The 25,877-nt window shown below is 60.1% G+C and carries 29 protein-coding genes, 1 tRNA gene and 1 pseudogene; 14 read left to right on the forward strand and 17 right to left on the reverse strand.

Features of this window, described 5'->3' with window-relative positions; genetic code table 11:
* The first annotated feature begins 7 nt into the window (after positions 1–7).
* Positions 8–385: a DUF1090 family protein gene (locus tag AB5I78_RS17050; RefSeq protein WP_145164774.1), complete on the forward strand. Its 378-nt coding sequence runs from the start codon at positions 8–10 to the stop codon at positions 383–385.
* Between the two features lie 375 nt (positions 386–760).
* Here AB5I78_RS17050 and AB5I78_RS17055 read toward each other — a convergent pair whose 3' ends face one another.
* Entirely contained in the window at positions 761–1,240 is a 480-nt protein-coding gene (locus AB5I78_RS17055; RefSeq protein ID WP_242198585.1) for a hypothetical protein, read from the reverse strand.
* Positions 1,241–1,926: 686 nt separating this feature from the next.
* On the opposite strand from AB5I78_RS17055, the gene AB5I78_RS17060 reads away from it, so the two are divergent.
* Positions 1,927–2,487: a fasciclin domain-containing protein gene (locus tag AB5I78_RS17060; RefSeq protein ID WP_369303007.1), complete on the forward strand. Its 561-nt coding sequence runs from the start codon at positions 1,927–1,929 to the stop codon at positions 2,485–2,487.
* A gap of 144 nt (positions 2,488–2,631) precedes the next feature.
* Here AB5I78_RS17060 and AB5I78_RS17065 read toward each other — a convergent pair whose 3' ends face one another.
* Positions 2,632–3,651, reverse strand: coding sequence for an alpha/beta hydrolase (locus AB5I78_RS17065; protein WP_369303008.1), 1,020 nt, complete (start codon positions 3,649–3,651; stop codon positions 2,632–2,634).
* Between the two features lie 336 nt (positions 3,652–3,987).
* Positions 3,988–4,470 carry a DUF2846 domain-containing protein gene (locus AB5I78_RS17070; RefSeq protein WP_369303009.1) on the reverse strand — a complete coding sequence of 161 codons (483 nt, stop codon included), beginning with the start codon at positions 4,468–4,470 and terminating at the stop codon, positions 3,988–3,990.
* Between the two features lie 296 nt (positions 4,471–4,766).
* Here AB5I78_RS17070 and AB5I78_RS17075 point away from each other — a divergent pair.
* Positions 4,767–4,853, forward strand: a pseudogene (locus AB5I78_RS17075) (integrase); the annotation flags it as partial.
* Between the two features lie 127 nt (positions 4,854–4,980).
* On the opposite strand, the gene AB5I78_RS17080 reads toward AB5I78_RS17075, so the two are convergent.
* Positions 4,981–5,071, reverse strand: a tRNA-Ser gene (locus AB5I78_RS17080).
* A 152-nt stretch (positions 5,072–5,223) separates the two neighbouring features.
* Between AB5I78_RS17080 and AB5I78_RS17085 the strand changes: the two genes are divergently transcribed.
* Positions 5,224–5,895: a Bax inhibitor-1/YccA family protein gene (locus tag AB5I78_RS17085; protein ID WP_369303010.1), complete on the forward strand. Its 672-nt coding sequence runs from the start codon at positions 5,224–5,226 to the stop codon at positions 5,893–5,895.
* 62 nt (positions 5,896–5,957) lie between these two features.
* On the opposite strand, the gene murB is transcribed toward AB5I78_RS17085, so the two are convergent.
* The 8 genes from murB to AB5I78_RS17125 all read right to left on the reverse strand — a co-directional run bounded on the left by murB (position 5,958) and on the right by AB5I78_RS17125 (position 12,814).
* The gene (gene murB / locus AB5I78_RS17090) at positions 5,958–6,977 is read right to left on the reverse strand and encodes a UDP-N-acetylmuramate dehydrogenase (protein ID WP_369303011.1); all 1,020 of its coding nucleotides are present in this window, start codon (positions 6,975–6,977) and stop codon (positions 5,958–5,960) included.
* Positions 6,974–7,438 carry a low molecular weight protein-tyrosine-phosphatase gene (locus AB5I78_RS17095; protein ID WP_145164753.1) on the reverse strand — a complete coding sequence of 155 codons (465 nt, stop codon included), beginning with the start codon at positions 7,436–7,438 and terminating at the stop codon, positions 6,974–6,976. Before AB5I78_RS17095 ends, murB begins: the two co-directional genes overlap by 4 nt.
* The gene (gene kdsB, locus AB5I78_RS17100; protein WP_145164751.1) at positions 7,438–8,202 is read right to left on the reverse strand and encodes a 3-deoxy-manno-octulosonate cytidylyltransferase; all 765 of its coding nucleotides are present in this window, start codon (positions 8,200–8,202) and stop codon (positions 7,438–7,440) included. Before kdsB ends, AB5I78_RS17095 begins: the two co-directional genes overlap by 1 nt.
* Positions 8,199–8,384: a Trm112 family protein gene (locus AB5I78_RS17105; protein WP_003174668.1), complete on the reverse strand. Its 186-nt coding sequence runs from the start codon at positions 8,382–8,384 to the stop codon at positions 8,199–8,201. The genes kdsB and AB5I78_RS17105 overlap by 4 nt, the downstream gene beginning before the upstream one ends.
* 24 nt (positions 8,385–8,408) lie before the next feature.
* Positions 8,409–9,419, reverse strand: coding sequence for a tetraacyldisaccharide 4'-kinase (lpxK, locus tag AB5I78_RS17110; RefSeq protein ID WP_369303012.1), 1,011 nt, complete (start codon positions 9,417–9,419; stop codon positions 8,409–8,411).
* Positions 9,419–9,847, reverse strand: a complete 429-nt coding sequence (locus tag AB5I78_RS17115; RefSeq protein WP_106579831.1) for a biopolymer transporter ExbD — start codon at positions 9,845–9,847, stop codon at positions 9,419–9,421. Before AB5I78_RS17115 ends, lpxK begins: the two co-directional genes overlap by 1 nt.
* Positions 9,844–10,479, reverse strand: a complete 636-nt coding sequence (locus AB5I78_RS17120) for a MotA/TolQ/ExbB proton channel family protein (RefSeq protein WP_106579832.1) — start codon at positions 10,477–10,479, stop codon at positions 9,844–9,846. Before AB5I78_RS17120 ends, AB5I78_RS17115 begins: the two co-directional genes overlap by 4 nt.
* 109 nt (positions 10,480–10,588) lie before the next feature.
* Positions 10,589–12,814, reverse strand: a complete 2,226-nt coding sequence (locus AB5I78_RS17125; RefSeq protein WP_369303013.1) for a DNA internalization-related competence protein ComEC/Rec2 — start codon at positions 12,812–12,814, stop codon at positions 10,589–10,591.
* Between the two features lie 135 nt (positions 12,815–12,949).
* On the opposite strand from AB5I78_RS17125, the gene AB5I78_RS17130 reads away from it, so the two are divergent.
* Positions 12,950–13,465, forward strand: coding sequence for a DUF2062 domain-containing protein (locus tag AB5I78_RS17130; RefSeq protein ID WP_145164745.1), 516 nt, complete (start codon positions 12,950–12,952; stop codon positions 13,463–13,465).
* A 5-nt stretch (positions 13,466–13,470) separates the two neighbouring features.
* Here the strand turns inward: AB5I78_RS17130 and AB5I78_RS17135 are convergent, their stop codons facing one another.
* Both AB5I78_RS17135 and AB5I78_RS17140 read right to left on the reverse strand, forming a co-directional pair.
* Positions 13,471–14,829 carry a histidine kinase sensor domain-containing protein gene (locus AB5I78_RS17135; protein ID WP_369303059.1) on the reverse strand — a complete coding sequence of 453 codons (1,359 nt, stop codon included), beginning with the start codon at positions 14,827–14,829 and terminating at the stop codon, positions 13,471–13,473.
* Positions 14,816–15,541: a response regulator transcription factor gene (locus tag AB5I78_RS17140; RefSeq protein ID WP_262207334.1), complete on the reverse strand. Its 726-nt coding sequence runs from the start codon at positions 15,539–15,541 to the stop codon at positions 14,816–14,818. Before AB5I78_RS17140 ends, AB5I78_RS17135 begins: the two co-directional genes overlap by 14 nt.
* A gap of 205 nt (positions 15,542–15,746) precedes the next feature.
* Between AB5I78_RS17140 and AB5I78_RS17145 the strand changes: the two genes are divergently transcribed.
* The 4 genes from AB5I78_RS17145 to AB5I78_RS17160 all read left to right on the forward strand — a co-directional run bounded on the left by AB5I78_RS17145 (position 15,747) and on the right by AB5I78_RS17160 (position 20,497).
* Positions 15,747–18,500: a response regulator gene (locus AB5I78_RS17145; RefSeq protein WP_145164741.1), complete on the forward strand. Its 2,754-nt coding sequence runs from the start codon at positions 15,747–15,749 to the stop codon at positions 18,498–18,500.
* 94 nt (positions 18,501–18,594) lie between these two features.
* Entirely contained in the window at positions 18,595–19,584 is a 990-nt protein-coding gene (locus AB5I78_RS17150) for a 2-hydroxyacid dehydrogenase (RefSeq protein ID WP_369303015.1), read from the forward strand.
* Between the two features lie 71 nt (positions 19,585–19,655).
* Positions 19,656–20,096 (forward strand): hypothetical protein, encoded by a 441-nt coding sequence (locus AB5I78_RS17155; RefSeq protein WP_106579838.1) that lies wholly within the window; start codon positions 19,656–19,658, stop codon positions 20,094–20,096.
* Positions 20,093–20,497, forward strand: coding sequence for an META domain-containing protein (locus tag AB5I78_RS17160; RefSeq protein WP_145164738.1), 405 nt, complete (start codon positions 20,093–20,095; stop codon positions 20,495–20,497). Before AB5I78_RS17155 ends, AB5I78_RS17160 begins: the two co-directional genes overlap by 4 nt.
* A gap of 116 nt (positions 20,498–20,613) precedes the next feature.
* Here AB5I78_RS17160 and AB5I78_RS17165 read toward each other — a convergent pair whose 3' ends face one another.
* Positions 20,614–21,075, reverse strand: coding sequence for a TlpA disulfide reductase family protein (locus AB5I78_RS17165; protein ID WP_369303016.1), 462 nt, complete (start codon positions 21,073–21,075; stop codon positions 20,614–20,616).
* Positions 21,076–21,192: 117 nt separating this feature from the next.
* Here AB5I78_RS17165 and arsC point away from each other — a divergent pair, with 117 nt between their 5' ends.
* From arsC to AB5I78_RS17180, 3 genes are read left to right on the forward strand one after another with little or no spacing between them, the layout of a single operon-like run.
* Complete coding sequence (gene arsC / locus AB5I78_RS17170) at positions 21,193–21,546, forward strand: arsenate reductase (glutaredoxin) (protein WP_145164734.1); 354 nt, start codon at positions 21,193–21,195, stop codon at positions 21,544–21,546.
* Positions 21,543–22,157, forward strand: a complete 615-nt coding sequence (gene wrbA, locus AB5I78_RS17175) for an NAD(P)H:quinone oxidoreductase (RefSeq protein ID WP_106579842.1) — start codon at positions 21,543–21,545, stop codon at positions 22,155–22,157. The genes arsC and wrbA overlap by 4 nt, the downstream gene beginning before the upstream one ends.
* Complete coding sequence (locus AB5I78_RS17180; RefSeq protein ID WP_369303017.1) at positions 22,141–22,560, forward strand: DUF2069 domain-containing protein; 420 nt, start codon at positions 22,141–22,143, stop codon at positions 22,558–22,560. Before wrbA ends, AB5I78_RS17180 begins: the two co-directional genes overlap by 17 nt.
* Positions 22,561–22,654: 94 nt before the next feature.
* Here the strand turns inward: AB5I78_RS17180 and AB5I78_RS17185 are convergent, their stop codons facing one another.
* Positions 22,655–23,326, reverse strand: coding sequence for a DNA-3-methyladenine glycosylase I (locus tag AB5I78_RS17185; RefSeq protein WP_119736245.1), 672 nt, complete (start codon positions 23,324–23,326; stop codon positions 22,655–22,657).
* Between the two features lie 67 nt (positions 23,327–23,393).
* Positions 23,394–24,218, reverse strand: coding sequence for a tRNA 2-thiocytidine(32) synthetase TtcA (gene ttcA / locus AB5I78_RS17190; protein ID WP_106579845.1), 825 nt, complete (start codon positions 24,216–24,218; stop codon positions 23,394–23,396).
* A gap of 362 nt (positions 24,219–24,580) precedes the next feature.
* Here ttcA and AB5I78_RS17195 point away from each other — a divergent pair, with 362 nt between their 5' ends.
* Positions 24,581–25,183, forward strand: a complete 603-nt coding sequence (locus AB5I78_RS17195; RefSeq protein ID WP_106579846.1) for a Yip1 family protein — start codon at positions 24,581–24,583, stop codon at positions 25,181–25,183.
* 128 nt (positions 25,184–25,311) lie between these two features.
* On the forward strand, positions 25,312–25,806 hold the full coding sequence (locus AB5I78_RS17200; protein ID WP_064454959.1) for a SprT family zinc-dependent metalloprotease: 495 nt from the start codon (positions 25,312–25,314) through the stop codon (positions 25,804–25,806).
* The last annotated feature ends 71 nt before the right edge of the window (positions 25,807–25,877 follow it).

Raw genomic sequence — 25,877 nt, forward strand, 5'->3', positions numbered from 1 at the left:
GTTTGCCATGCGTCTTTCCAAACTCGCGCCAGCCGCCACCCTGCTCAGCCTGTTTACTCTGCCCACCCACGCTGCCGACCTGACCGCCCTGACAGGCGCCCTGTCGTCTGCCCTGGGCGGCGCCAGCAACAGCAACACCCTCAACACCAATAACGCCTCCTGCCAGCAACAGATCCGCGACCTGCAGGCAAACATAAACGCGGCCAATGCCAAGGGTGACACCTTGCGCGCGACGGCCTTCCAGGCAGCGTTGACGCAAACCAACAAAAGCTGCAGTAATTCCAACTACAACGCTCAGGCGCAGGTGGACACCCACCCTCAACGCCAACAAAACATGAACAAGGCCGCGGATGCGATCAATGCCATCGGTGGTTTGTTCAAGTAAGAAGAAATAATCGGAGGCTCCTGCGTCGAGCGTCTTTCATCCCAGAAATGCAGAAGCCCCGCTTGAACGGGGCTTTTGTGTGAGTCAAGCAAGAGCCTTTCTCATGCACCTTGAAACCGCAGCAATACTATTTTTGCAAATGGTGAAGGCTGTGGGTCGGTGTAAGCGGGACGCTTCTGAAGGACCGTCCGAGGCGGGATCGTAGGATTGCTGCGCTTAAGTGAGCAATATTACGCGTACCAGTAGGGCATTTTTGTCGTGCTGAATTCAGCTTTTCAATCGGCTGAAGACTTTTAGATCAAGCGCTGCGAGCCTCAACGCTCATGCTCGCGACTTCATTTGAAGTGGCTTCGAGGCTGGCAGCGAATGTTGGGGTTATTCGATTACAAGCAAGACCTTGGATTGGCATAGCAGAGAGGAGTTCTCTCCAGGGATCTCAATGGAGATGCTGTAGCCACCTGGTTCCAACGAAGACAAATCAGCATTGAAGGAGAAACCTGACTTCAAGAGCTTCTGATTGTTGAATGCCTTTGCCACGTCCGGGCGATCAATAACAGTATGATCCTTGAATGCGACAGGATCGCCCTTATAACCGTTCAGGCGAAGTTTGATTTCCTTCGAAGCACTTTGGTTAACGCTATCGAAAGCCCAGCCGTTGAATTGAACAACGCTGCGCGGAACGTAAATACTTGCACCGGTCTTTCCGGCGATGGTGTCAATGGCGCATTTATCAGATGGGTTATAAGTGGTTTTGGTAGCTGCCGCGTTTTCCTTGCTTCCTTCCTTTTCATTGCATCCAGTCATTGTCGCTGAAGTTATAGCGAGAAAGCTCAGTGCCGCAATCATCTTGTACATGTTTTTTCCTGAGGGGCGTCAATGTGTGTAGCGTTGATTTCTTCAATATATAAATGCTTGGCAGTGCAATCGGCGCAGCTCGAAAAATGCACGACTCATAAGCGGCACAGTCTTCGTCCTTGCTGCTAAAGACATCAACCTCAGCGGTGGGATTATGTAGCGGTTGGCAGCGCAGTACAAGAGTGCGGGAACGGCCTGACAGCAGTTCTCATGCCTTTTCATGGCGCAGTTGGATGGGCAGGTACTGGGTAAAAACGCATCTGTCGGGCACCACCTGCGTAGGGTGCGCAACGGGTCGACACGCTGCAGGCGCCCCTGCCCCCCCGTCGGATTCGACCGGATGAGCGCGCCAAACCCTATCGGCGAGCAGCGCTACAGAAAAGCCAACTACTGAGTGTGTTTTACGCCCAGCCAAGGTCCTTATAGAAACCTTGTTCCGCTCAGAAAAGTCGGTTTTGTAATCTCAAAACACACGCTCCTGGCGAGGGTCGTACTACAGCGGAAAAGATTTGTTCGGCATTCAAACCTTGAAGTCTTCGGCCATTAGCTGCCACTTCAGGAAGAAACTTGAGCGAACACGCGAGACGCTCACAAAATTATTGTATGAACGGGTGCATCCACTTTGATCGCTGGCGCGTAGATTCAATACCCTCACTCGCAGGGCATACGAGCCAAGGAGATACACCATGCACGCCTTTTACAAAAAAATTGCTGCAGCAGCCTGCTTCGCTATTCTCTCCGTAACTGCAACCGCAAGCTTCGCCGCCGACTCTGTGATGGTCGGAGGCGCAGCGATGTACCCCAGTAAAACCATCGTGGAAAACGCGGTCAATTCAAAGGACCACACGACGCTGGTTGCAGCAGTCAAGGCTGCCGGGTTGGTTGATACGCTTAATAGCAAAGGCCCATTCACCGTATTCGCGCCGACAAACGAAGCCTTTGCCAAGCTGCCCGCAGGCACCGTAGATACGCTGGTCAAGCCTGAACACAAAGCCGACCTGACTAAAATCCTGACCTACCATGTCGTACCCGGCACTCATACATCGGCACAACTTAAGGCCGACGCCAAAAAGAACGGCGGCACCGTTATGCTGAAAACAGTTCAAGGTGAGTCGCTGAATATCAAGCTGCACGACGGCAAGCTTTGGGTGATAGATGCCAAAGGCGGTAAGGCAAGTATCAGCATCGCAGACGTGATGCAGTCCAACGGCGTGATCCACGTTGTCGACTCGGTCTTGATGCCTTAAACGCTCTTCAAGCCCGACAGACGCGCAGTTTGCCGGGTAGTGAGGCCTGTCAATAACCGGCTGGTGATCATGGCCGTGTTCACGAGCCATGCCGAAACGTTCACAAACCTTAGCCGGCGCACCGCAACGTCAATGTCTCGATATTCATCGTAAGTTTCTGCGTTGAAGCCAGGTACTGATTGCCTCAACAAGTTCGTTCTTGCACTCCACCGGCAACCAATGGCCGCCAGATAAGCTCGTCACAGTGAGGTCTGCGCAGGCCGCACGCATTGGCTCGCCCAACTGATTACCCTTGATGGTATTCATCGGGTCGTAGTCGCCGTTCACAAACAGTACGGGCAGGGACAGGCGGCCGCCATTGGGCGCTCGATGGGCATAAGCGATGTTGGCATCGTCGTTCAAATACCACGCGCAGGGCGCGCGGAAACCATGCTCCTCAAAACTGCGCACCAGTGCCGCGAAGTCCGCCTGCGGCCAGAGCGCGGGGTCGGGCTGGGTGGGCGGGGCTCGGTGCGCTGCGCCAAACCGCCCTCCTTTGCTGGTGACTTGGGCGTTTGATGCGACTTTAGTGATGCTCGCAGGGTCGCCTCGTCGATAAATCGAAGCCAGTGATGCGGCTTTATCTGCATCAAGGTCTGCGACGGCGGACGCGAAGTGCGTGTTGTAATAGCGGTAATAGTCCCATTGACCGTCTGGATACTCGTCTGCCGGATAGATTGTTCGGTCAACCAGCGGGACGAGCGTCGGCAGCGCGTTGGTGGTGGGGAAGTACGGGACCGAAATCAGCACAACGCCGCGGCTGCGCTGGGGCTCATGAGCAACCAATTCACCCGCCACAACGCTGCCCCAATCGTGGCCCACCCAAATGGCGGGCATTCCACCGAGATGGTCATGAAGCTCTGCCATATCTGCCACGATGTTTTCAATGGAGTACGCGCGGGTGTCCGCCGGCACAGAAGAGCCGCCATAGCCGCGCATGTCGGGTGCAACGCAGTGCCAGCCCTGGGCAGCGAACGCTTGCATCTGCGCGCGCCAGATCAGACCGAGCTCCGGCCAGCCGTGCAGGAACATCATCAATGGTCCCTCGGCAGGTCCCGACGCCACATAGTGCGTCGTATGACGGGGCGTGCTGAAGATGTGCGAAGTCAGCTTGGAAGTGGACACAGGATCTCCTGATGCTAACCGGCGGATACAAGCGAAGCGGCGGCGCCATGCTGCGTCGCCTGTACCCAGAATAACGCCTTTATGTCATCACGGCGCGGTGTTGCACTGGAGGCCGCCTGAAGCCCTTGGCATGGCTGCCCACGGACTTTAGGTGGACGCCATTGCCGTTATATCGCAATCCAGGCAGTGACTTCGCCAGACACTCACAAACTTTTCACAGTTGAGCGCCTATGGTTAACCCAAGCTCCTGGTGAACATCCCTTTAAGCCCGCTGATCCCCATCGCGGGCTTTTCTTTGCGCGCAATTTGGCTGTTGATATTGCGACCCGATTGGAACTAGATCGCCTCAACCTTTCTACATTGAGAAATCTCGGGCAATGCCTGGTCGGCAGAGATTTTATTAAGCTGCCAATGCAGCTTGACAGCGTTTGATTGGTTTACACGCACTCTGGCGCTGCTGGACGTGAGGCTGATGTACGAGGCATCTGAGCTTTTAACGTCGATGACAACGGCGGTGGTGCCGCCCTCAAGATCAGAATTCCCCAGGATTCCAGCTTTCCATTTCTGAGTGACCCTGTGCTCACCTGGTGTAACAGGTACGGCTATGTAACCACCGTTCTCCAGAGACGCTACTTGCTTGCCATCCAAAGAAATCAAGGCAGACATTAAGCCCATGTCGTAGTTACTGGGCCTGTAGACATAGATGACACCCTGTTGTGAATCCACGTTTTCAAGAGGTGTAAATGTTGGCCCTGTGATCGTGCAGGCGCTTAAGAGCCCCAACCAGACAAGTGCTGAGATCTTCCATACTCGATTCATAACCGCTCCATTCTGATCCAGCGCTTGATGATCAACACTGCAAGACTACCAATCAAACTTTTTGTGCTGATCTTGCACGTCCCCCACTCTCCCCCCAAATGTTGGCGGTAAGCCACGAATGGTAAGCGAGGGCTTTAGTTCCTGCCTAGAATCGCCATGCATTCGAAGATCAGTGACAGCCCGCTACGTCGTGATCGCCGCGCGTCGAACAGCCGAATGAGTGCGCTGATGCCGATGCGGCGAATGAGCCCAGCATTTGACTGCCGGGCCTGAAAGGTAAATTAAAGCAGTGCGACGCCAGCCACCTGCTCGGGCACACGGACAAGCGAATAACAGAGATGGTTTATCAGCGCGTCGGGCAGATCGTTAAGCCAACACGCTGACCGCAATTTGCAATGAGTTGCGGAAACCGCCTGAAATGATGCGAAAACGATCAGTAGCTAGGCTGCTTGATTTCTCAAACCCCGGAAACGCAAAAGCCCCGCTTTCGCGAGGCTTTTGTGTAAATCTTGGCGGGAAACCAGGGATTCGAACCCTGGGAACGCTATTAACGTTCGCCGGTTTTCAAGACCGGTGCATTCAACCACTCTGCCAATTTCCCTTTTGCATCACAGGATTATAGTAGCCCATCCCGTGTCAGCGGGCGCCATAATACCCGAATGAAACACACTGTCAAACTCTCGGCATCGCTTGTTACAGAGCGTCTGTTATGATCTTTGCGACTGAACGTTTCAAAACTGAAGGAGTGTCGCCATGCGCGAACAGAATTACGCAGTGAATGGTAACGCGCAGGCTGAGCAGCTTGAAGTCAGCCGCGTGTTGCGCAATACGTACGGCTTGCTCGCCCTTACCCTCGCATTCAGCGGCGTAATGGCGTATGTAGCGCAGCAAATGCGCGTTGGCTACCCGAACATCTTTGTCGTGTTGATCGGCTTCTACGGTCTGTTTTTCCTGACCAACAAGCTGCGTGATTCGGCCTGGGGTCTGGTGTCGGCGTTTGCCTTGACGGGTTTCATGGGCTTTATCCTCGGCCCGATCCTTAACCGTTACCTCGGCATGGCCGGCGGCGCGGAAGTAGTCAGCTCGGCGTTTGCCATGACGGCCCTGGTCTTTGGTGGGCTGTCGGCCTACGTGCTGATCAGCCGCAAGGACATGAGCTTCCTGGGCGGTTTCATCACCGCTGGCTTCTTCGTGTTGCTGGCAGCAGTGGTCGCAGGCATGTTCTTCCAGATCAGCGGCCTGCAGTTGGCGATCAGCGCAGGGTTTGTGCTTTTCTCCTCTGTATGCATCCTGTTCCAGACCAGCGCCATCATCCACGGCGGTGAGCGCAACTACATCATGGCGACCATCAGCCTGTATGTATCGATCTACAACCTGTTCATCAGCCTGTTGCAGATCTTCGGCATCGTGGGCCGTGATGACTGATTGCTAGCGCCATAAAAAATGCCTCACATCGAAAGATGCGGGGCATTTTTGTTTCTAACGGTTCAGTACCGATTAGGTTCCATTTCCAGCTCAACCTTGAAGCGTTCAGCAATGTCCTGCTGGATACGCAGCGCCAGGTCGGCAATATCGTGCCCTGTCGCCCCACCATAGTTGACCAGCACCAGTGCCTGCATCTTATGTACGCCCGCATCGCCATCACGAAAGCCCTTCCAGCCGGCCTTATCGATCAGCCAGCCGGCCGCGAGTTTCATCTGCCCGTCAGTCTGCGGGTAAGCCACCAGGTCCGGGTACAGCGCCTGTAGCTCTGCGGCCAGCGCTTGGGACACCAGCGGGTTCTTGAAAAAGCTCCCGGCATTACCCAGCTCGGCCGGGTCCGGCAGTTTTTCCCGGCGGATGCTGCAAATTGCGCGGCTGACGTCGCTGGGCGTCGCCTCGGTGATCCCCTGCCCGGCCAGGCGCTGCTGCACCGGGCCGTAGCCGAGCTTCAGGTGACTGGTGCGACTCAAGGCAAAACGCACGCGCAGAATCAACCAGCGCCCGGTTTGGTGTTTGAACAGGCTGTCGCGGTAAGCGAAGTTGCACTCTTGCAGGCTGAAATCGCGCAGCTCGCCCGTTTGGCGGTCCAGAGCGGTCAGCCCGGCAAACACATCCTTGATCTCTACACCATAGGCACCAATGTTCTGCATCGGCGCAGCCCCGACGGTGCCGGGGATCAGGCTGAGATTTTCCAGACCACAGAAACCGTGCTCCAGGGTCCACAGTACAAACGGGTGCCACGCTTCGCCCGCCTCGGCTTCGACCACCACCTGCTGCCCATCATCCTGCAACACGCGAATGCCTTGGGTCGCCATGCGCAACACCAATGCTTGAATGTCCTGGGTCAGCAATAAGTTGCTGCCGCCACCGATCACCAGCAGCGGCACTGCGTGCGCAGCCGCGTAAGCCAGGGCTTCACGGACATCGGCGTCACTACGGGCCTCGGCAAACAATTGGGCGCGTACGTCGATGCCAAAGCTGTTGAATGGCTTGAGCGATACCTGCGCAAGCACCTGCAAGGTCATAACCGCCCCTTCAATTCGATTACCAATAAATCACAGGCGCGCTCGATCAGGTCAAGAACCCGTTCAAAGCCTTGTTCACCTTCGTAGTAAGGGTCTGGCACCTCGTCTACTTCAGACTCAAAACGGCGCAGGAACAAGTCCAGCTCCGCTTTACCCTGCCCGGGGTGCAGCGCCTTGAGGTTGCGCAGGTTGCTGTGGTCCATAGCCAGGATCAGGTCATAACGTGCAAAGTCGGCACGCGAGACCTGTTGGGCACGCTGAGCCGACAGATCATACCCGCGCACCAACGCCGCACGCTGGCTACGCTGGTCCGGCGGGTTGCCGACATGCCAATCACCGGTGCCCGCAGACGCCACTTCGACCTGGCCTGCCAAGCCCGCTTCGCGCAGTTTATGGCGCAATACGCCCTCGGCGGTCGGCGAACGGCAGATGTTGCCCAGGCAGACAAACAGAACCTCCATCAGGCCCCCAGCAGGCGACGGACGCGCTCAAGGTCTTCGTGGGTATCGACGCCGGCCGGCGGTGCTTCCAGCGCGTCGCCCACATGGATACGCACGCCGTGCCACAAGGCACGCAGTTGCTCCAGAGACTCGGTGTTTTCCAACCAGCACGGGCCCCAGCTGACAAAGTCATGCAGGAAGCCGGCGCGATAGGCATAGATACCGATGTGGCGGCGGTACGGCACGCCCTCCGGCAAGACGTCGCGACTCCTGGCAAACGCGTCGCGCGCCCAAGGCAGGGTCGAGCGGCTGAATGTCAGCGCCAGCCCATTGATGTCGCTGACCACCTTGACCACGTTCGGGTTGAACAGCGTGTCGATGTCTTCGATAGGCTCGGCCAGGGTCGCCATGCGCGCTTCGCCATGGGCAGCCAGGTTGGCGGCGACCTGATCGATCACGCTCGGCGGGATCAATGGCTCGTCGCCCTGCACGTTGACCACAATTGCATCCGCCGCCAAACCCAGCTGCGTGGCGACTTCGGCCAGGCGGTCGGTGCCGGAATTGTGGTCTTCGCGGGTCAACACCGCTTCGGCGCCAAAACCTTTGCAGGCCTCGATGATGCGTGGGTCATCGGTGGCCACCACGACCCGTTCGGCGCTGCTTTTGCAGGCCTGCTCCCACACCAGCTGGATCATCGGCTTGTTGCCGATCAATTGCAGCGGCTTACCCGGCAAGCGGGTCGATGCATAGCGCGAAGGAATGACAACGGTAAAGGCGGTGGTCATTTATCCAGACGCTCATCGGTGGTCAAGGTACGGGCTTCGCTCTCCAGCATCACCGGGATGCCATCACGGATCGGGTACGCCAGGCCGGCGCCTTTGCTGATCAGCTCGGTTTTGTCGGCGCTGAGCTTGAGCGGGCCTTTGCAGATCGGGCAAGCGAGGATGTCGAGCAGTTTGGTGTCCATGAGCGTTTCCTGGGTAAAAGCGATTTAAGGCAAGAGTCGGGCGGGCAGCAAGCGCATCAGTTGCGTGTCGAACCAGGCGACAAACGCCGGTGACGGCAGCGCATCCACTGCAAGGTACCACCAGTCGGGACGGGCAAAGGCGCGGCACTTCACCGCGTCCTTTTCGGTCATGACCAGCGGCAATGCCGGCGTAAAATTCAAGACATCGGCGCTGTAGGGCGCGTGGTCGGCAAACGCATGCGGTATCGGCCGCCAGTGTAGCGTTTCAAGGGTAGTGAAGAAACGCTGCGGGTTGCCAATACCCGCGACCGCATGGACCTGCTGGCCCACCGGAAAATAATCGGCGGGCTGGCGCTCACCGGTTTTCAAATTGATCAGCGCCGTGGGTTGGAGACGGAAGGCGAAGCCATCCTCGCGATCGGACGCGGCACCGTTATAGAGCAGCGCATCGACGCTCTGCAGACGCTCGACCGGCTCGCGCAAAGGTCCGGCCGGCAAGCAACGGCGGTTGCCGAGGCCACGGGCGGCATCGATCAACACCAGTTCAAGGTCACGGGCCAGGCGGTAATGCTGCAGGCCGTCGTCGGAAAGAATCAGGTCAAGCGGCTCGCTGGCCAGCAGCGCTTTCACCGCGCGACTGCGGTCTGGGTCAATCATCAGCGGGACGCCGCTGCGCTGCACGATCAGCAACGGCTCGTCACCGGCCACTTCAGGGCTGTGGCTGGCCTCGACCCGCCACGGCAACTGCGGCGGTTTGGCACCGTAACCGCGACTGACCACCCCTACCCGCAAACCACTGCGCCGGCAGTGATCGATAAGCCACAGAATCAGCGGCGTTTTGCCCGTTCCGCCCACAGTGATATTACCGACCACCACCACCGGTACCGGCGATTGGTAGATCGCGCCCTCGCCCGCGAGAAAACGCGCACGTTTGCGCTGCACCACACGCCGATACAAAGACTCCAGCGGCCGCAGCACCGTGAGTGCCGGGTGGCCTTCGTACCAGGCCTTGAGCAAACGATCGGACATGGCCATCAGGGTTGGGCCGCCGCCTCTACGGTGGTCATGCGCAGATGGGTGAAGCCGAGCTTGCCGGCGGCATCCATCGCGGTGATCACGGCTTGATGCTGGGTTTTGCCGTCTGCACTGATCGAAAGTGGCATGTTGGTATCGCCGCCGGATTCTTTCTGCAAGGCGTCCATCAGGCTGGTGAGGTCATTTTTCTCAAGCAATTGGTTATTCACCGAAAACACCCCGTCGGCGCTGATGGCAATATCCAGTTGCTTGGCGTCCTGGTCCTCGGCCGGCGAGCCGCTCACCGCTTCCGGCAAGTCGACACGCAGCTGGGTTTGCCGGGTGAACGTGGTGGTGACGACGAAGAACAGCAGCAGGATGAACACCACGTCAATCAGCGACGCGAGGTTGATATCAACGTTTTCCCGTTGCTTGCGGCGAAATTTCACACCCGGCCCTCGACGAAATCGACATCACGATCGCCCTGCACCACTTCCACCAGTTTGATGGCTTCCTGCTCCATGCCTACCACGAGTTCATCGATGCGGCGTTGCAGAAAACGGTGGAAAAACACCGAGGGAATACCGACCATCAGGCCCGCAGCCGTGGTAATCAGGGCCTTGGAGATACCGCCTGCCAATACCGCGGCATTAGTGGTCATGCCTGAGCCCATGAATGAGCTGAAAATATCAATCATGCCCAACACCGTACCCAGCAGGCCCAGCAATGGCGCCATGGCCGCGATGGTGCCCAGCGCATTGATATAGCGCTCCATCTCATGGATGACCCGGGCGGCGGCTTCCTCAATGCACTCTTTCATGATCTCGCGACCATGTTTGGAGTTGGCGAGGCCGGCAGCCAGGATTTCACCCAAAGGAGAATTGGCGCGCAATTCCTTGAGTTTGTCTTTATCCAGTTGCTTGTTTTTGATCCAGCCCCACACCTGCCCCAGCAAATGCTCGGGCGTGATGCGGCTGGCACGCAGGGTCCACAGGCGTTCGGCGACGATGCCGAGTGCGGCGATGGAGCTCAAGATGATCGGCAACATCATCCAGCCGCCGGATTTGACCAATTCCCACACAGTGAATGTCCCCTCGAAAAAGTGCGCCACTTTACCATATAGGTTCGTCAGCGGGGCTCGTCAGCCACCGGCCCGCCCGTCGCGGGCCTGGGTCTTGGGCGAGGTTGATTTACGGTAACGCTTCACGCCAGAAGCGGCGTTGACTGCGCGCAACTTCAGGTGGTTCAAAGGCGCCCAATTGCACACGCACGGCGCCTTGCTCGGCGCTGTCGTACACGCGACTGCCCAACGCCTGATAACGCGCCAGCACCTGCGGGTGCGGATGACCGAACGCGTTGCCACGCCCCCGTGAGATCAGGACCGATTGGGGCGCCAGCTGCTCCAGCAAGGGCCAGGATGAAGAGCTGCGACTGCCATGATGCGGCGCCTGTAGCCAATCGGTTGGTACCGCCAGGGGGGACGCGAGGAAAGCCCGTTCGGCAGCGCGATCGATATCGCCGGTCAACAGCAGGCGTTCGCCGTTGGCCTTTACACCCAACACACAGGATTTCGGGTTGCTGCTAGTGGCGCCAGGCCACTGCCACAGTTCAAACGCTACACCGTCCCACTGCCACTGCTCGCCACTGACGCAGGGTTGAGTATCGAGCAATGCCGGCAAGCCTTGGGTTTCTCCTCCGATCACCCGCTGGACTGCAAGCCCCTGGGCAACGGCTGGCGCACCGCCCGCGTGATCCGCGTGAGCATGGCTGATCACCAGCAGGTCCAAGGTCTCGACCCCGAGTTTTTTCAACGCGGGCAGCACCACGCGCGCGCCAAGATCAAATTCGCCGGAACGCGGCCCCGCATCGTAAAGCAAGGTGTGATGGCGCGTGCGCAGGATCAGCGCCTGCCCCTGGCCGACATCCAGTTGCACCACTTCCACCCGCCCAAAAGGCACGGCCTGCCTGGGTGGAAAGACCGCCAGCAACAGCATTGGCCAGCCCAGCAGCCGAAACGGCACGCCTTGGGGCAGCAGCAACAACACCGCGCCCGCCAGGCTTACACACCAATACACCAGGGGCACCTCGGCCGGTATCCAGGCCGGCTGCTGGCTCGCCAGCAGCGTCAGGGCCCTGAAAAGCCCATCAAGTGCGCCGCCGGCCAACCACAGCAAGCTTTCACCCACAAACGGAATCGCCAGCAGCGCAGTCCCCAGCAGGGCCAATGGCAATACCACCAGGCTGATCCATGGCACGGCAAACAGATTGGCCACTGGCGCACTCAGACTTACAGGCAACCCAAGCACCAGCAGGAGCGGAAACAAACCGATGGCAATCAACCACTGTGGACGCGTCCATGCGTGCCACAGACTCCATGGGCCCAGGCGCCCGCTGAACGCCAGTACCAGCACCGCGACGGCCGCGAACGACAACCAGAACCCCGGCTGCAAACTCGCCAACGGTTCCAGCACCAGCACGGCGTCGAGCGCCAACAACAGTGGCCACCAGATCCCCAAATGCCGGAAACGCAGACGCCACAGCAATACCAGGCCGACCATCACACAGGCCCGTTCTACCGGCACACCAAACCCAGCCAACAGGCCGTAACCCAGCGCGGCGGCAAACGCCAGGCCACACGCCCATGGCAGCCACGGCAAGGCTCGCGGCCAACAGCCTTGGCGCGCAAGCCCGGCCACCAGGCCGTAGATCAACCCCGCCAGCAAGCCGATGTGCTGGCCGGAGATCACCAGCAGGTGCACGGTTCCGGTGTCCTGCAATACCTGCCAGTCCCCGGCAGCCAGCCCGGAGCCATCGCCCAATACCAGCGCCGCCAAACCCGCCTCGCGCCCTTGGGCGTCCACCGCCGCCAAGCGTTGGCGGACAGCATCGCGCCAGGCATTGCGGGCTGGCGCCAGGCGCTGGCCGTCCTTGACCGATCCCGTGGCGCCGATGCGCTGGGCCAGCAGCCAGGCTTCGTGGTCAAAACCGTGAAAATTGAGCAGCCCCGCGGGCCGCTTCAAGGTGATCGCCAGGCGCCAACGCTCACCACTCTTTACTGGCGGGCCACCGTGCCAGGACACCCGAATGCGCTTGGGTAAGCGGGCTGTGCGTGACCGGCTGTCGGTCAGTTCAAACCGTACGCCAGTGCTTGTCTGCTGCGGCAGCCCGGTCACGCGGCCTTCTACCCAACGCGTCTGACCATCCAGCGCCGGCTTCAGACGGTCGTCCAAGGCCCACTGCGCGCTCAGGCACGCCCAGCCCAATCCGAACAGGAAAAAGGCCACCGGATAGGTGCGAAAAGGCAACAACATCAACGCAATCACCCACATGGCCAGTAGCCATCCGGTAGGCGGCAGTGCGGGTAAAAGTCGCAACGAAAGCAGACCAAGTCCGAGCGCAAACATGCCGATTTTCATGAATCATCCCTTGCAAGTGATCCACTCAGTCTTAGTCGCTCGCCCAGCGCTGCCGATGATGTTTTGTCACAAAGTCTGAATTTTCTGTTTATAGAATGCGGGCATACTTGCCCCTCGAACTGACCTGGACCCCTTATGCCCCGGCGCTTATTCAAACGGTACATGCCCGATCCCACGAGTATCAGGGAACACAAGTCTTTACGATTTCTCGGCACGTTGCTGCATGACCCCAACCTCTGGCACCTGAACCGGCACTCCGTTGCGCGTGCCATGGCGGTGGGCCTGTTCGCGGCATTCATCCCGATTCCGCTGCAGATGTTGCTGGCCGCGATCCTGGCGATTGTGGTGCGCGGCAATATGCCTATCGCCGTCAGCCTGGTGTGGCTGACCAACCCGATCACCATGCCGGTGGTGTTTATCTGCACTTACCTGACCGGTGCCTGGCTGATGAACGTGCCGCCGCGCAGCCTGCCGGACAACCTCACCTGGGAGTGGATCAGCGGCCAGTTGAGCACGCTGTGGCAGCCATTCCTGTTGGGATCGGTGGTTGTGGGGCTGGTGTTGGGGGCCCTGGCCTATTGCCTGACCATGGGCTATTGGCGTTGGTGGGTCGCGCACCAGTGGAAGAAGCGCAAACAGCGTCGCGCGTGAAAAAGCTAACGCGCCAGCAGACGCAAATGCACACGCAGGCCTTGCCCGGTATTTTCCGCCCACAAACGCCCGCCCTGACGCTGCACGGCATTACGGGCGATGCTCAGGCCAAGGCCGAAACCGCCATCACCGGGCCGTGACCCTTCCAGGCGTGTGAACGGCGCGAAAATACGCTCCAGGTCACGCTCATCAATGCCGGCGCCCTGATCCTGGAGCCAGATATGCCAGTAATCAGCGTCTCGACAGCCATCAAGCTGCACCCGCCCATGCGGGGGAGAATGCCGAATGGCGTTACGCAGGATGTTTTCCAAGGCCTGAGCCAGCGCGTTCAGGTTGCCCTGTACCCAGCAGTCCGCGGGCAACCGGCAGGGTAAACGCGACGCCGGCCAATCACTTTCAAAGCAGGCATTTTCCCTCAGCATGTCCCACAGGGCCGGAAGTTGAATATCTTCATTGGGCAACGGCGTGCGTTCGCTGTCCAACCAGGCCAGCTGCAGGCTGTCCTCCACCAGGCGCTGCATGGCATCGATTTCCCGGCCCAGGCGCTCACGCAACTGCGTCAAATCCTGTTCACTGTCGCAGGCCACGCGCAAACGGCTCAACGGAGTGCGCAGCTCGTGGGACATGTCCCGCAACAATTGTTGCTGCAACACCACCGTGCCCTGCAAGCGCTCGGACATATGGTCAAAGGCCCGGCCCAGTTCTCCCAGCTCGTCCTGACGGCTGGTGGCCTCACGCGACATGCGCGTATTCAATTGATCGGCGCGCCAGGCATTGGCCTGCTCACGCAATTGATTGAGGGGCATGATCAAAAGCCGATAAAGCCCAATACACAGCAACAGCGTAAACAGGCCGGGGATCACGCCATTGGTCACCACGCGCCAAAACAGCTGGTAGCGCCCCGGCATGAAACGTTGGGGCAGCTCAATCACCAGCGAACCCGCGCCTGGGTCGACCGGAAACGGGATTTTCATCCACGGCAGGCCTTTGACATGCCGGCTGACCGGCCACTCCAACCCGCGCAGAAAGGTCAGGCGCTGGCTTTCCTTGTCACTCAGTGGCGTGCTGCTCAGAGACTGCAAGTCGTTGCCGATCACACCGATCCACGTGGCCTCACGCCTGGCCATAAGCGCTAACCAGGCATCCACGCCTGCCCTGCCCTGGGTACTCCAGGCCAGTTCGGCGCCCGCGGCATAACCCCGCAGAATCTCGCGCGACTCCTCGGCCACGTAGGCATTCTGCTCTTCCATGTAGCGGCCCCAGGACCAACTGAGCCAAACCATCAGCAAACAGAACGCGATCAGCAGGCAGGCCAGTTTCCAGAATAACGAATGCTTGCCCGGCAACCGCTCAACGCCCTTCATCATGGCCGCTCAGTACGTAACCCTTGCCCCACACCGTGCGCACTTCACACTCGCTGTAGCCGATGGCCTTGAGCTTGCGGCGAATCTGGCTGACATGCATGTCCAGACTGCGGTCGTGGGGCGCATAACCGCGCTGCAACACATGCTGATAGAGGAAGGCCTTGCTGAGCACTTCGTCAGCATTGCGGTGCAGGGTTTCCAGCAGACGGTATTCGCTGCGGGTCAGCCCGGCCCAGTGTGCCTGATAGAAGACGTCGCACAGCTCGTCGTCAAAGCGCAGCGTGCGGCTGTCGTCGCGCACCGCCAGAGGCGTGGGCAGCGGGCGCCGGTCCAGGGCCACGCGGCGCAAGATGGCTTCAATGCGCACCCGCAGCTCGATCATGCTGAATGGCTTGGGCAGATAGTCATCCGCACCGAGGCGAAAGCCACTGATTCGGTCGGCTTCTGCGCCCAGCGCCGACATCAGGATCACCGGGATCGCATGGCTCTGGCGCAGGTGGGTGAGGATCGACAACCCGTCCATCCCGGGCAACAGGATATCCATCAACACCACGTCGAACGCCTGGTCGCGGGCCATTTGCAGACCTTGCTGGCCATTCTGGCACCAAGTCACCTGGAAGCCACAGCGGCCCAAATGCTCATGCACATAAGCACCCAGCACAGGGTCGTCTTCGATCGTCAGGATACTGGGTGAGCCAGCTGCGGGAGTCATTAGCGTCTGCAAGTCATTCTCAATCGCTGATTATTCAAGATTAAACTGCCCCAGGCAATCGCCGCCCGGCTCTCAATGGCCCGAAGATTGCGGTATGTCATTAATTTGCGAGATTCCAGGCCGCGCAAATGGCTACACTGCGCAAGTGGCGTGGGCCGGATGCCCGCGCAGATAATCGAAAACAATGTGGTAGCAGGAGAGTGGCGTGCTTAGAAGAATGGGGATAAAAGGCCGCGTACTGTTGCTGACCTTATTACCGACCAGCCTGATGGCCCTGTTGTTGGGGGGTTATTTCACCTGGATGCAGCTCTCGGAGTTGCAAACCCAATTGCTGCAGCGTGGCGAAATGATTGCCGAGCAATTGGCGCCGCTGGTGGCCCCGGCCCTGAGTAGCAAGAACACCGACCTGCTGGAACGCATCGCTACCCAGTCGCTGGAACAACCGGACGTGCGTGCCGTGTCGTTTCTGGCGCCAGACCGCTCGCCCCTGGCGCACGCCGGCCCGACCATGCTCAACCAGCCGCCCGTCGGTAACAGCTCCCACCTGCTGCAGCGCACCGGCAATGACGCCACGCGCTACCTGCTGCCGGTATTTGGCCGCCACCGCAACCTCGCCGGCGAGCTGATCCCCGATGAAGCCGACCGTTTACTGGGTTGGGTCGAGGTAGAGCTGTCGCACAATGGCATGCTGCTGCGTGGCTACCGCAGCCTGTTCGCCAGCTTGCTGTTGATTGCCATCGGCCTGATCTGCACCGCCGCGCTCGCGCTGCGGATCAGCCGCACGATCAACTCACCGATTGGCCAGATCAAGCTGGCCGTGGCCCAACTCAAGGACGGCAACCTGGAAACCCGCTTGCCACCCCTGGGCAGCCAGGAACTGGACCAACTGGCCTCGGGCATCAATCGCATGGCCGAAACCCTGCAAAATGCCCAGGAAGAGTTGCAACACAGCATCGACCAGGCCACCGAAGACGTGCGCCAAAACCTGGAAACCATTGAAATCCAGAACATCGAGCTGGACCTGGCGCGCAAAGAGGCCCTGGAGGCCAGCCGTATCAAGTCGGAGTTCCTGGCCAATATGAGCCACGAGATCCGCACCCCGCTCAATGGCATTCTCGGTTTTACCCACCTGTTGCAAAAAAGCGAACTGTCGCCGCGCCAACTGGATTACCTGGGCACCATCGAAAAGTCCGCCGACAACCTGCTGGGCATCATCAACGAAATTCTCGACTTCTCGAAAATCGAGGCCGGCAAGCTGGTGCTCGACAGCGTGCCGTTCAACCTGCGCGATTTGCTGCAAGACACCCTGACCATCCTCGCGCCCGCCGCCCATGCCAAGCAGCTGGAACTGGTCAGCCTGGTGTACCGCGACACCCCGTTGGCGCTGGTCGGCGACCCATTGCGGCTCAAGCAGATCCTCACCAACCTGATCAGCAATGCGATCAAGTTCACCCGCGAAGGCACTATCGTTGCCCGCGCGATGGTCGAGGACGAGCAGGAGGACAGCGTACAGCTGCGCATCAGCGTGCAAGACACCGGCATCGGCCTGTCCAACCAGGACGTGCGCGCACTGTTCCAGGCGTTCAGCCAGGCCGACAACTCCCTGTCGCGGCAACCGGGCGGTACCGGCTTGGGCCTGGTGATCTCGAAACGACTGATCGAGCAGATGGGCGGTGAGATCGGCGTCGACAGCACGCCGGGCGAAGGCTCTGAATTCTGGATCAGCCTCAACCTGCCGAAAACCCGCGATGACGTCGACGATCTGCCCAGCGCGCCACTGCTGGGGCGTCGCGTGGCGGTGCTGGAAAACCACGAGCTGGCGCGCCAGGCCCTGCAACACCAACTGGAAGATTGCGGCCTGGAAGTGACACCGTTCAACACCCTGGAAAGCCTGACCAACGGCATCACCAGCGCGCATCAGACCGAGCAGGCCATCGACCTTGCCGTGCTCGGCGTCACGGCCAATGATATTCCGCCCGAACGCCTCAACCAGCATCTGTGGGACCTGGAACACCTGGGCTGTAAAGTGCTGGTGCTGTGCCCAACCACCGAACAGATGCTGTTCAATCAATCGGTGCCCAACCCCAACAGCCAGTTGCAGGCCAAACCGGCCTGCACGCGCAAATTGCGCCGCGCACTGGCCGACCTGATCAGCCCGCGCCCCTTGCGCAGCGAACCCGGCGAGCCGCTGTCCAGCCGCGCGCCGCGCGTGCTCTGCGTGGATGACAACCCGGCAAACCTGCTGCTGGTACAAACCCTGCTCGAAGACATGGGCGCCAAGGTGCAGGCGGTAGAAAGCGGCTATGCCGCCATTGACGCGGTGAAACAGGAAACGTTCGACCTGGTGCTGATGGACGTACAAATGCCCGGCATGGACGGCCGCCAAAGCACCGAGGCTATCCGCCAATGGGAAAGCGAGCGCCACGGCACGCCGTTGCCGGTGGTGGCCCTCACCGCCCACGCCATGGCCAACGAAAAACGCGCGCTGCTGCAAAGCGGCATGGACGACTACCTGACCAAACCCATCAGCGAACGCCAACTGGCCCAAGTGGTGCTGAAGTGGACCGGCCTGGCCCTGCGCAACCAAGGCCCGGAACGCACCAGCGACAGTTCGGGCACAGGCGTCAAACTGCTGGTTCTGGACCATGAGGAAGGCCTGCGTCTGGCGGCCAACAAGGCCGATCTGGCCGCCGACATGCTCGCCATGCTGCTGGCCTCTCTGGAAGCCGACCGCCTGGCGATCACCGTCGCCCGCGAAGCCAAAGACAACAATGCCCTGATCGAGCGCGTCCACCGGCTGCACGGCGCCACCCGCTACTGCGGCGTGCCGCAATTGCGCGCCGCCTGCCAACGCGCGGAGACCTTGCTCAAGCAGGACGACGCCAAGGCCATGGCGGCCCTGGATGAACTGGACATGGCGATTGCCCGCCTGGCCAGTGAGGCGCGCGTCAGCGCCTGAGTTTATTTTATAAGCGCGGGCGCTTGCGGCGCGGGTTTGCTCCTGCCTTCAAGGGTCTGCGTTTGCAACTCGCAACTTGCAGGGAGCTTTTTTGATGCGCGTCATTCTTTTCAGCAGCCAGACCTACGACCGCGACAGTTTTCTTGGCGAACCACTGCCGGCCGGCCTTGAGCTGCAATTTCAGCCTGCGCGACTCAACCTCGACACCGTGGCCCTGGCCGAACACCACGAAGTGGTCTGCGCGTTTATCAATGACGACCTCAGCGCCCCGGTGCTGGAGCAACTGGCCGCAGGCGGCACGCGCCTGATTGCCCTGCGCTCGGCCGGTTACAACCATGTCGACCTGCACGCCGCCCAGCGCCTGGGCCTGACCATCGTGCGGGTGCCGGCCTACTCGCCCCACGCGGTGGCCGAGCATGCCGTGGCGCTGATTCTCGCCCTTAACCGCCGCCTGCATCGCGCCTACAACCGCACCCGCGATGGCGATTTCAGCTTGCACGGGCTGACCGGTTTCGACTTGGTGGGCAAGACCGTCGGCGTGGTCGGCACCGGGCAGATCGGCGCCACGTTCGCCAAGATAATGGCCGGCTTCGGCTGCCAATTGCTGGCCTGTGACCCTTTCCCCAACCCACAGGTGCAGGCCCTTGGCGCACGTTACGTGAGCCTGCCCGAGCTGCTGGCGCACGCGCAGATCATCAGCCTGCATTGCCCGCTGACCGCCGACAGCAAACACCTGATCAACGCCCGCTCCCTGGCGCAGATGCAGCGCGGCGCAATGCTGATCAACACCGGCCGTGGCGGGCTGGTGGACACGCCGGCGCTGATCGAAGCCCTCAAGGACGGCCAACTCGGCTACCTGGGGCTGGATGTGTATGAAGAAGAGGCCCAGCTGTTTTTCGAAGACCGCTCCGACCTGCCGCTGCAAGACGACGTGCTCGCACGCCTGCTGACGTTCCCCACCGTGATCATCACCGCGCACCAGGCATTTCTCACCCGCGAGGCCCTGGCGGCCATCGCCAGCACCACGTTGGGCAATATTGCCGCGTGGGCCAAAGGCCAGCCGCAGAACCTGGTCGAAGGATGATCGGCGGTCACATACCAGGCTCATGATAGGCCGGCACCCGTGATAGGATGCCGCGCCTATTTGGAGGATCCATGGCCGAACACGATTTCCGCTTCAGCTTGCTGAGCCCGCAACACACCCTGATCGAATGCCGCGCCCTGGTGCCGGGCCGTTATCAAGTCACCGGCAACGGTGGTTCGATCAAACACGGCGACGTGCTGATCGTCACCCTGCGTGGCAGTAAAACCCTGTCGATGCGCCTGACCGTCGAAGGTGATGCGCGCTACTCCATCCGCCCGGCAGGCCAATGGGTCGCCATGGCCCAGGGGCCGAAATTCGGCGAGCTGGAAATTCATACCTGGAAGGTCAACTGCGACAGCTGCGACACCGTGCTGGAATTTGAATTCGCGGTAGAAACCAAGCTGACCAAAGAGCCGCTGCAACCTGCCGCCAACGCGCGCATCAAGGCCTTGGGCTGGGCCAGCGAAGGCGACAAGCACCGCTGCCCTAAATGCCAGCAGGCCGCGCAATGAAAGGCCTGCTGCTGCTCGCGGCCGTCGGCATGGGCCTGACCGGCTGCGCCGGCGATGCGGTGAAGCTCAAGCAGGATCACAGCTACGTGGTGGAATGGATTGGTGAACGGCCGCTGATGGATTACGCGCACCTGACCGTCACCCTTGGCGCCGATGGTCGCGCCTACGGCAATGGCGGTTGCAACCACTGGTTTGCGCCGTACACCGTTGAGGGTGACAAGCTGAACTTCGGCAAGATCGGCAGCACTCGCAAACTCTGCGCCGAGGCCTTGATGGAGCAGGAGCACCGCTTCTTCCAGGCCCTGCAAGGCGTCGAGCGTTGGGATATTTCGCCGATTGAGCAGACGCGTTTCTGGCCGGCCGAAGGCAAGCCTATTCGGCTGTGGCTTGAAGAAGGCTGATCGACTTCATTGCACACCGGTTTTGCTGTGGGAGCTGGCTTGCCTGAGACAGCATCGACTCGGTATCACAGGCATACCGGGTCGCCCGCATCGCAGGCAAGCCCGCTCCCACACAGTTAACCGCGTAGGGCTTTGAGTTTGGCGAGCACGCCTTGCGCCGTCTGCTCACCCATCAACTGCTCGCGCACCTTGCCCTTGTCATCAATGATGTAGGTCACCGGCAGCGCCTCGCTGCGCGGGATATCGAAAATCTCTTCCGGGTTCTGCGCCAGTACGGTGAACTTGATCCCCAGCTTCTCGCTGGCGGCCTTGAGTTCTTCACCCTGCACATTGTCAAAGTTGACCCCGAAAACCCCAACGTTCTGCCCTTTGAGCTGCTCGGCCAAGGCATTGAGTTCCGGGATCTCCGTGCGGCACGGGCCACACCATTCCGCCCAGTAATTGAGCACCACCCACTGTTTGTCCAAGCGTTCTGACGCGACCTTCTTACCGTATTGGTCAACGCCGTAGTCGTTACCGCAGCCGCTGAGCAGCAGGGTTGTGATGATCGCCACTGCACCGATCAGTCGCCTTGTCATGGGGTAATCCTTCGCAAAAAAATGAACGTTGGCTGCGACCTATCGCCTCTTACGGTTTAAGGACAGGACGCTGCGCAGGTAGAATACTCGCCACCTTACGCAAGATGCGACCCGCACATGACCGATCTGACGCTTTATCACAATCCGCGCTGCTCGAAATCCCGCGGTGCGCTCGAACTGCTGGAAGCCCGCGGCCTCACACCCACCGTCGTGCGCTACCTCGAAACCCCGCTGAACGCCGCGCAATTGAAGACCCTGCTGGGCAAGCTGGGCATCAGCGCACGCCAATTGCTGCGCACCGGCGAAGACGAATACAAAGCCCTCAACCTGGCCGACGCCAGCCTCAGCGAGGCGCAACTGATCGCCGCGATTGCCGAACACCCGAAGCTGATGGAACGCCCGATCCTGGAAACCGCCGATAAAGCCGTCATTGGCCGCCCGCCGGAAAACCTGCTGGAGCTGCTGCCGTGACCGCGCCGTATGTGCTGGTGTTGTATTACAGCCGCAATGGCTCGGTGAGCGAAATGGCCCGGCAGATTGCCCGCGGTATCGAGCAAGGCGGGATGGAAGCCAGATTGCGCACCGTGCCGGCGATTTCTACCGAGTGTGAAGCGGTGGCGCCGAGCATTCCCGACGAAGGCGCGCTGTATGCCAGCCTCGATGATCTGAAAAACTGCTCAGGCCTGGCCCTCGGCAGCCCGACCCGCTTTGGCAACATGGCCGCGCCGCTCAAGTATTTCCTCGACGGCACCAGCAACCTGTGGCTGACCGGTGCCCTCGTCGGCAAGCCAGCCGGCGTGTTCACCTCCACCGCCAGCCTGCACGGCGGTCAGGAAACCACGCTGATGTCGATGCTGCTGCCGTTGCTGCACCATGGCATGTTGATCACCGGCCTGCCCTACAGCGAACAAGCACTGCTCGACACCCAGGGCGGCGGCACGCCGTACGGCGCCAGCCATCACTCGGGGCCCGACGGCAAGCGCATGCTCGACCAACACGAAATCACCCTGTGCCGCGCCCTCGGCCTGCGCCTGGCCACCACCGCCATGTTGCTGGAGAACGGCCGTGGCCAGAAAGCCTAAGACCCTGCCGCCCCAGGCGTGGCTGGAACCACGGGTCAACGTCGCACGCGTGCTCAGCCTGCTGGCGTTTCTTGGGCTGGTGGGGTTGCTGTGCGGGTATTACCTGTTCGTCGCCGACCTGCACGGCGCGCGCCCGTGGGTGATTCTGCTGATCGAACTGGTGCCGCTGCTGGTGCTGGCGCCGGGCATGTTGCTCGGCAGCGCACGCGGGCATTCGTGGATGTGCTTTGTGGTGAACTTGTATTTCATCAAGGGCGCACTGGCGGCCTATGACCCGAACCGCCAGTGGTTCGGGGTGCTGGAAATGCTCGCGAGCCTGGCGTTGTTTTGCACGGCATTGCTGTATGTGCGCTGGCGGCATCAGTTGAATCGGCGGCTGGCGGCAGATTTGCAGCCGGCCTGAAGACCGCTATCGCAGGCAAGCCAGCGCCCACATTTTGAACGCGCCGCCGATCAAATGTGGGAGCTGGCTTGCCTGCGATAGCCTCACCTCGGCCTCAATGATTCACTGTGTAAGCCAACATCATCGACAACTGACACATCGGCCGCCCGCTCTCGGCGTGCCATTGGTTGAACGCACCCTGCACCGTCGCCAAATCCCGCAGGCTGGTCGGCACTTTGTCGACGATCTTCTGCGCATTCAACGCCGCCACCACGTCATAGCTCGGTACAAACGTGTCCTTGCCCACCATGCGCAAAAAACGCGGCGCCGACAGCCCGCCCAACTGGTGGCCGTGCTTGCTCAGGTACTTCCACAGACCGACGATATCGGTCACCGGCCAGTCGGCAACAAAAGCGCCGAAGCTGCCCTTTTCCTGCTCAATGTCCAAAATCATCTGCGCATTGCGCGGCACGCTTTTGAGCTTGCCCAGGTGACGAATGATGCGCGTGTCCTGCATCAGGCGCTCCAGGTGTTCGGCGCCCATCAGCACGACCTTTTCCGGGTCAAATCCGAAAAACACCTGCTCGAACGCGGGCCACTTGCCATCCACCACACTGTGCTTGAGCCCGGCGCGAAATACCCGCAGCGCCAGGGTGGACAGGTAGCGATCGTCACTGATTTTGCGCAACTGTGCCGGGGTCTTGGGCACAGGCAGGTGGGCTTCCAACTCGGCCGCTGAACCAAAACGGTTCAGACAATATTCGTGCAGCCACTTGTAATCGCGCATGCCCTCTCCTGGCAATTGAATTGAAGACGGCGCCCGTAAGCGCCGTCTTTCAGAGCGTTGAAACCTGTTAGAGGTTCACAACATTGACGAAGCGCGACGCGGCGCTCTCATCGATTTTCAGGCTGGTGAAGTCGAACAGGTTGCGGTCGGCCAGCTGCGAGGGGATCACATTCTGCAGGCTGCGGAAGATGCTTTCAGTGCGGCCCGGGGTCTTGCGCTCCCAGTCCACGAGCATTTCCTTGACCACCTGGCGCTGCAGGTTTTCCTGGGAGCCGCACAGGTTGCACGGGATGATCGGGAATTGCTTGAAGTCGGAGTAGGCCTGGATGTCTTTCTCGTTGCAATACGCGAGCGGCCGGATCACCACGTTGCGGCCGTCATCGGCGCGCAGCTTGGGCGGCATGGCCTTGAGGGAGCCGTTGAAAAACATGTTGAGGAAGAACGTCTCGACGATGTCATCACGGTGATGACCGAGGGCCATCTTGGTTGCGCCGATCTCATCGGCAAAGGTGTAGAGCGTGCCACGGCGCAGACGCGAGCACAGCGAGCAAGTGGTCTTGCCTTCGGGGATCAACTCCTTGACCACCGAATAGGTGTCTTTTTCGACGATGTGGTACTCGATGCCCAGCGCTTTCAGGTAGGCAGGCAATACGTGCTCGGGGAAGCCCGGCTGTTTCTGGTCCATGTTGACAGCGACGATCTCGAACTTGATTGGCGCGACCTTTTGCAGGTGCAGCAGCACGTCGAGCATGGTGTAACTGTCTTTGCCGCCGGAGAGGCAGACCATGACCTTGTCGCCGTCCTCGATCATGTTGAAATCGGCGACCGCTTCACCGGCCAGGCGACGCAGGCGTTTTTGCAGTTTGTTCTGGTTGACCGTAAGAGTGCCCATGGCGCTTGGATCCGCTAGAGGTGTGTGACGAAAAGCCGGGCATTTTACCTTCATGACCGACCGAGTTCCATTGTGGGAGCTGGCTTGCCTGCGATGGCGGTGTCACACAACCATTAAAATTCGCTGGCCCACCACTATTGCAGGCAAGCCGACCTTCACAGTGGACCGAGTCATTACTGACAGACCTCACCGCGATTAGCGCCACTCTTTACAGCGCAATTTGCTCTAAAGCCCTACAGTTTTTCCGGTCATCACTTCCTATACTGCGACGTAAGGTCGCACAACTATCCGGGACCTTTGAGGCCTTTGGCCCGTGGACGCTCCGATGGGGGGCGATGGTAATAACGACAGGAGTGACTGGCATGATCCATCACGTCGTGGGGCTGTTTACCCATCCCGACCAGGAATGGCGGGAAATTCGTGGCGATAAGGAAGAAAGCATCGGCCACATGTACCTGACTCACACCCTGATTCTCGCGGCGATCCCCGCCGTTTCGGCGTTTATCGGCACTACCCGGGTGGGCTGGGTTATCGGCAGCCGCGCGCCGGTGATGCTGACCCAGGAAAGCGCCCTATGGATGACCCTGATGTCGTACGCGGCCATGCTCGGCGGCGTGGCGGTAATGGGCGCGTTCATTCATTGGATGGCCCGCACCTACGACGCCAGCCCCAGCATGGCGCGGTGCGTGGCATTTGCCACCTACACCGCGACCCCGCTGTTTATCGGGGGGCTGGCGGCGTTGTATCCGCATATGTGGCTGGGCATGGTCGTCGGCACGGCCGCCATCTGTTACACGGTGTACCTGCTGTATGTGGGGCTGCCCACGTTCATGAGCATCGACCCGGACGAGGGGTTCCTGTTTTCCAGCTCGGTGCTGGCGGTGGGTCTGGTGGTACTGGTGGCGATTATGGCGTTCACCGTGATCGTCTGGGGCTTGGGCGTAGGCCCGATCTACACCAACTGAGCGGCTGACACCGCAGGCGAAGCCACCGCAAGGTGGCTTTGTGCATCATGCATGACCATTCGGCGCCTGACAGATTCGGAAACACCTGCTTTTGCGGCATACTGGGCGCCTCTGGAGAGATGGTCAGCATGCCCGAGCAACTCAATACCCGCGTCGAAGATTGTTTCCTGCAAGCCGAATCCTTTTTTAAACGAAGCTTCAAACGCCCCCAGGTCAGCCTCAAGCTGCGGGGCCAGAAGGCCGGTGTCGCGCATTTGCACGAGAACCTGCTGCGCTTCAACCCACAGCTGTACCGTGAAAACAGCCAACATTTCCTGAAGCAGACCGTGGCCCATGAGGTTGCGCACCTGATCGCCCATCAATTGTTTGGCGAACGCATCCAGCCCCATGGCGAGGAATGGCAATTGATCATGCGCGGGGTATACGAACTGCCGCCGGATCGCTGCCACACCTATGCAATCAAGCGTCGGCAAGTCACGCGTTACATCTATCGCTGCCCGTGTGCCGACAGTGATTTCCCGTTTTCAGCCCAGCGCCATGGGTTGGTGAACCAGGGGCGACGGTACTTGTGCAGGCGTTGCCGGCATACCTTGGTGTACACCGGGGAAACCCGGGTGGAGTAAGGGCCTCTTCGGGAGCAAGCCCCCTCCCACATTTTTGAGCGTGCTGCCGATCAAATGTGGGAGCTGGCTTG

This window comes from Pseudomonas sp. N2-3-1-14 (assembly GCF_041228395.1).
In the GTDB taxonomy this organism is placed as follows: Bacteria; Pseudomonadota; Gammaproteobacteria; order Pseudomonadales; family Pseudomonadaceae; genus Aquipseudomonas.

Coding starts and splice junctions, on each gene's coding strand:
- AB5I78_RS17070 (WP_369303009.1), bottom strand. CDS start 4,470: ATGAATCGAGTATGGAAGATCTCAGCACTTGTCTGGTTGGGGCTCTTA.
- ttcA (WP_106579845.1), bottom strand. CDS start 24,218: ATGGGCACTCTTACGGTCAACCAGAACAAACTGCAAAAACGCCTGCGT.
- AB5I78_RS17200 (WP_064454959.1), top strand. CDS start 25,312: ATGCCCGAGCAACTCAATACCCGCGTCGAAGATTGTTTCCTGCAAGCC.
- AB5I78_RS17050 (WP_145164774.1), top strand. CDS start 8: ATGCGTCTTTCCAAACTCGCGCCAGCCGCCACCCTGCTCAGCCTGTTT.
- murB (WP_369303011.1), bottom strand. CDS start 6,977: ATGACCTTGCAGGTGCTTGCGCAGGTATCGCTCAAGCCATTCAACAGC.
- AB5I78_RS17150 (WP_369303015.1), top strand. CDS start 18,595: ATGCGCGTCATTCTTTTCAGCAGCCAGACCTACGACCGCGACAGTTTT.
- lpxK (WP_369303012.1), bottom strand. CDS start 9,419: ATGGCCATGTCCGATCGTTTGCTCAAGGCCTGGTACGAAGGCCACCCG.
- arsC (WP_145164734.1), top strand. CDS start 21,193: ATGACCGATCTGACGCTTTATCACAATCCGCGCTGCTCGAAATCCCGC.
- AB5I78_RS17095 (WP_145164753.1), bottom strand. CDS start 7,438: ATGGAGGTTCTGTTTGTCTGCCTGGGCAACATCTGCCGTTCGCCGACC.
- AB5I78_RS17055 (WP_242198585.1), bottom strand. CDS start 1,240: ATGTACAAGATGATTGCGGCACTGAGCTTTCTCGCTATAACTTCAGCG.
- AB5I78_RS17060 (WP_369303007.1), top strand. CDS start 1,927: ATGCACGCCTTTTACAAAAAAATTGCTGCAGCAGCCTGCTTCGCTATT.
- AB5I78_RS17195 (WP_106579846.1), top strand. CDS start 24,581: ATGATCCATCACGTCGTGGGGCTGTTTACCCATCCCGACCAGGAATGG.
- AB5I78_RS17130 (WP_145164745.1), top strand. CDS start 12,950: ATGCCCCGGCGCTTATTCAAACGGTACATGCCCGATCCCACGAGTATC.
- AB5I78_RS17155 (WP_106579838.1), top strand. CDS start 19,656: ATGGCCGAACACGATTTCCGCTTCAGCTTGCTGAGCCCGCAACACACC.
- AB5I78_RS17140 (WP_262207334.1), bottom strand. CDS start 15,541: ATGACTCCCGCAGCTGGCTCACCCAGTATCCTGACGATCGAAGACGAC.
- kdsB (WP_145164751.1), bottom strand. CDS start 8,202: ATGACCACCGCCTTTACCGTTGTCATTCCTTCGCGCTATGCATCGACC.
- AB5I78_RS17160 (WP_145164738.1), top strand. CDS start 20,093: ATGAAAGGCCTGCTGCTGCTCGCGGCCGTCGGCATGGGCCTGACCGGC.
- AB5I78_RS17165 (WP_369303016.1), bottom strand. CDS start 21,075: ATGACAAGGCGACTGATCGGTGCAGTGGCGATCATCACAACCCTGCTG.
- AB5I78_RS17185 (WP_119736245.1), bottom strand. CDS start 23,326: ATGCGCGATTACAAGTGGCTGCACGAATATTGTCTGAACCGTTTTGGT.
- AB5I78_RS17125 (WP_369303013.1), bottom strand. CDS start 12,814: ATGAAAATCGGCATGTTTGCGCTCGGACTTGGTCTGCTTTCGTTGCGA.
- AB5I78_RS17085 (WP_369303010.1), top strand. CDS start 5,224: ATGCGCGAACAGAATTACGCAGTGAATGGTAACGCGCAGGCTGAGCAG.
- AB5I78_RS17105 (WP_003174668.1), bottom strand. CDS start 8,384: ATGGACACCAAACTGCTCGACATCCTCGCTTGCCCGATCTGCAAAGGC.
- AB5I78_RS17135 (WP_369303059.1), bottom strand. CDS start 14,829: ATGAAGGGCGTTGAGCGGTTGCCGGGCAAGCATTCGTTATTCTGGAAA.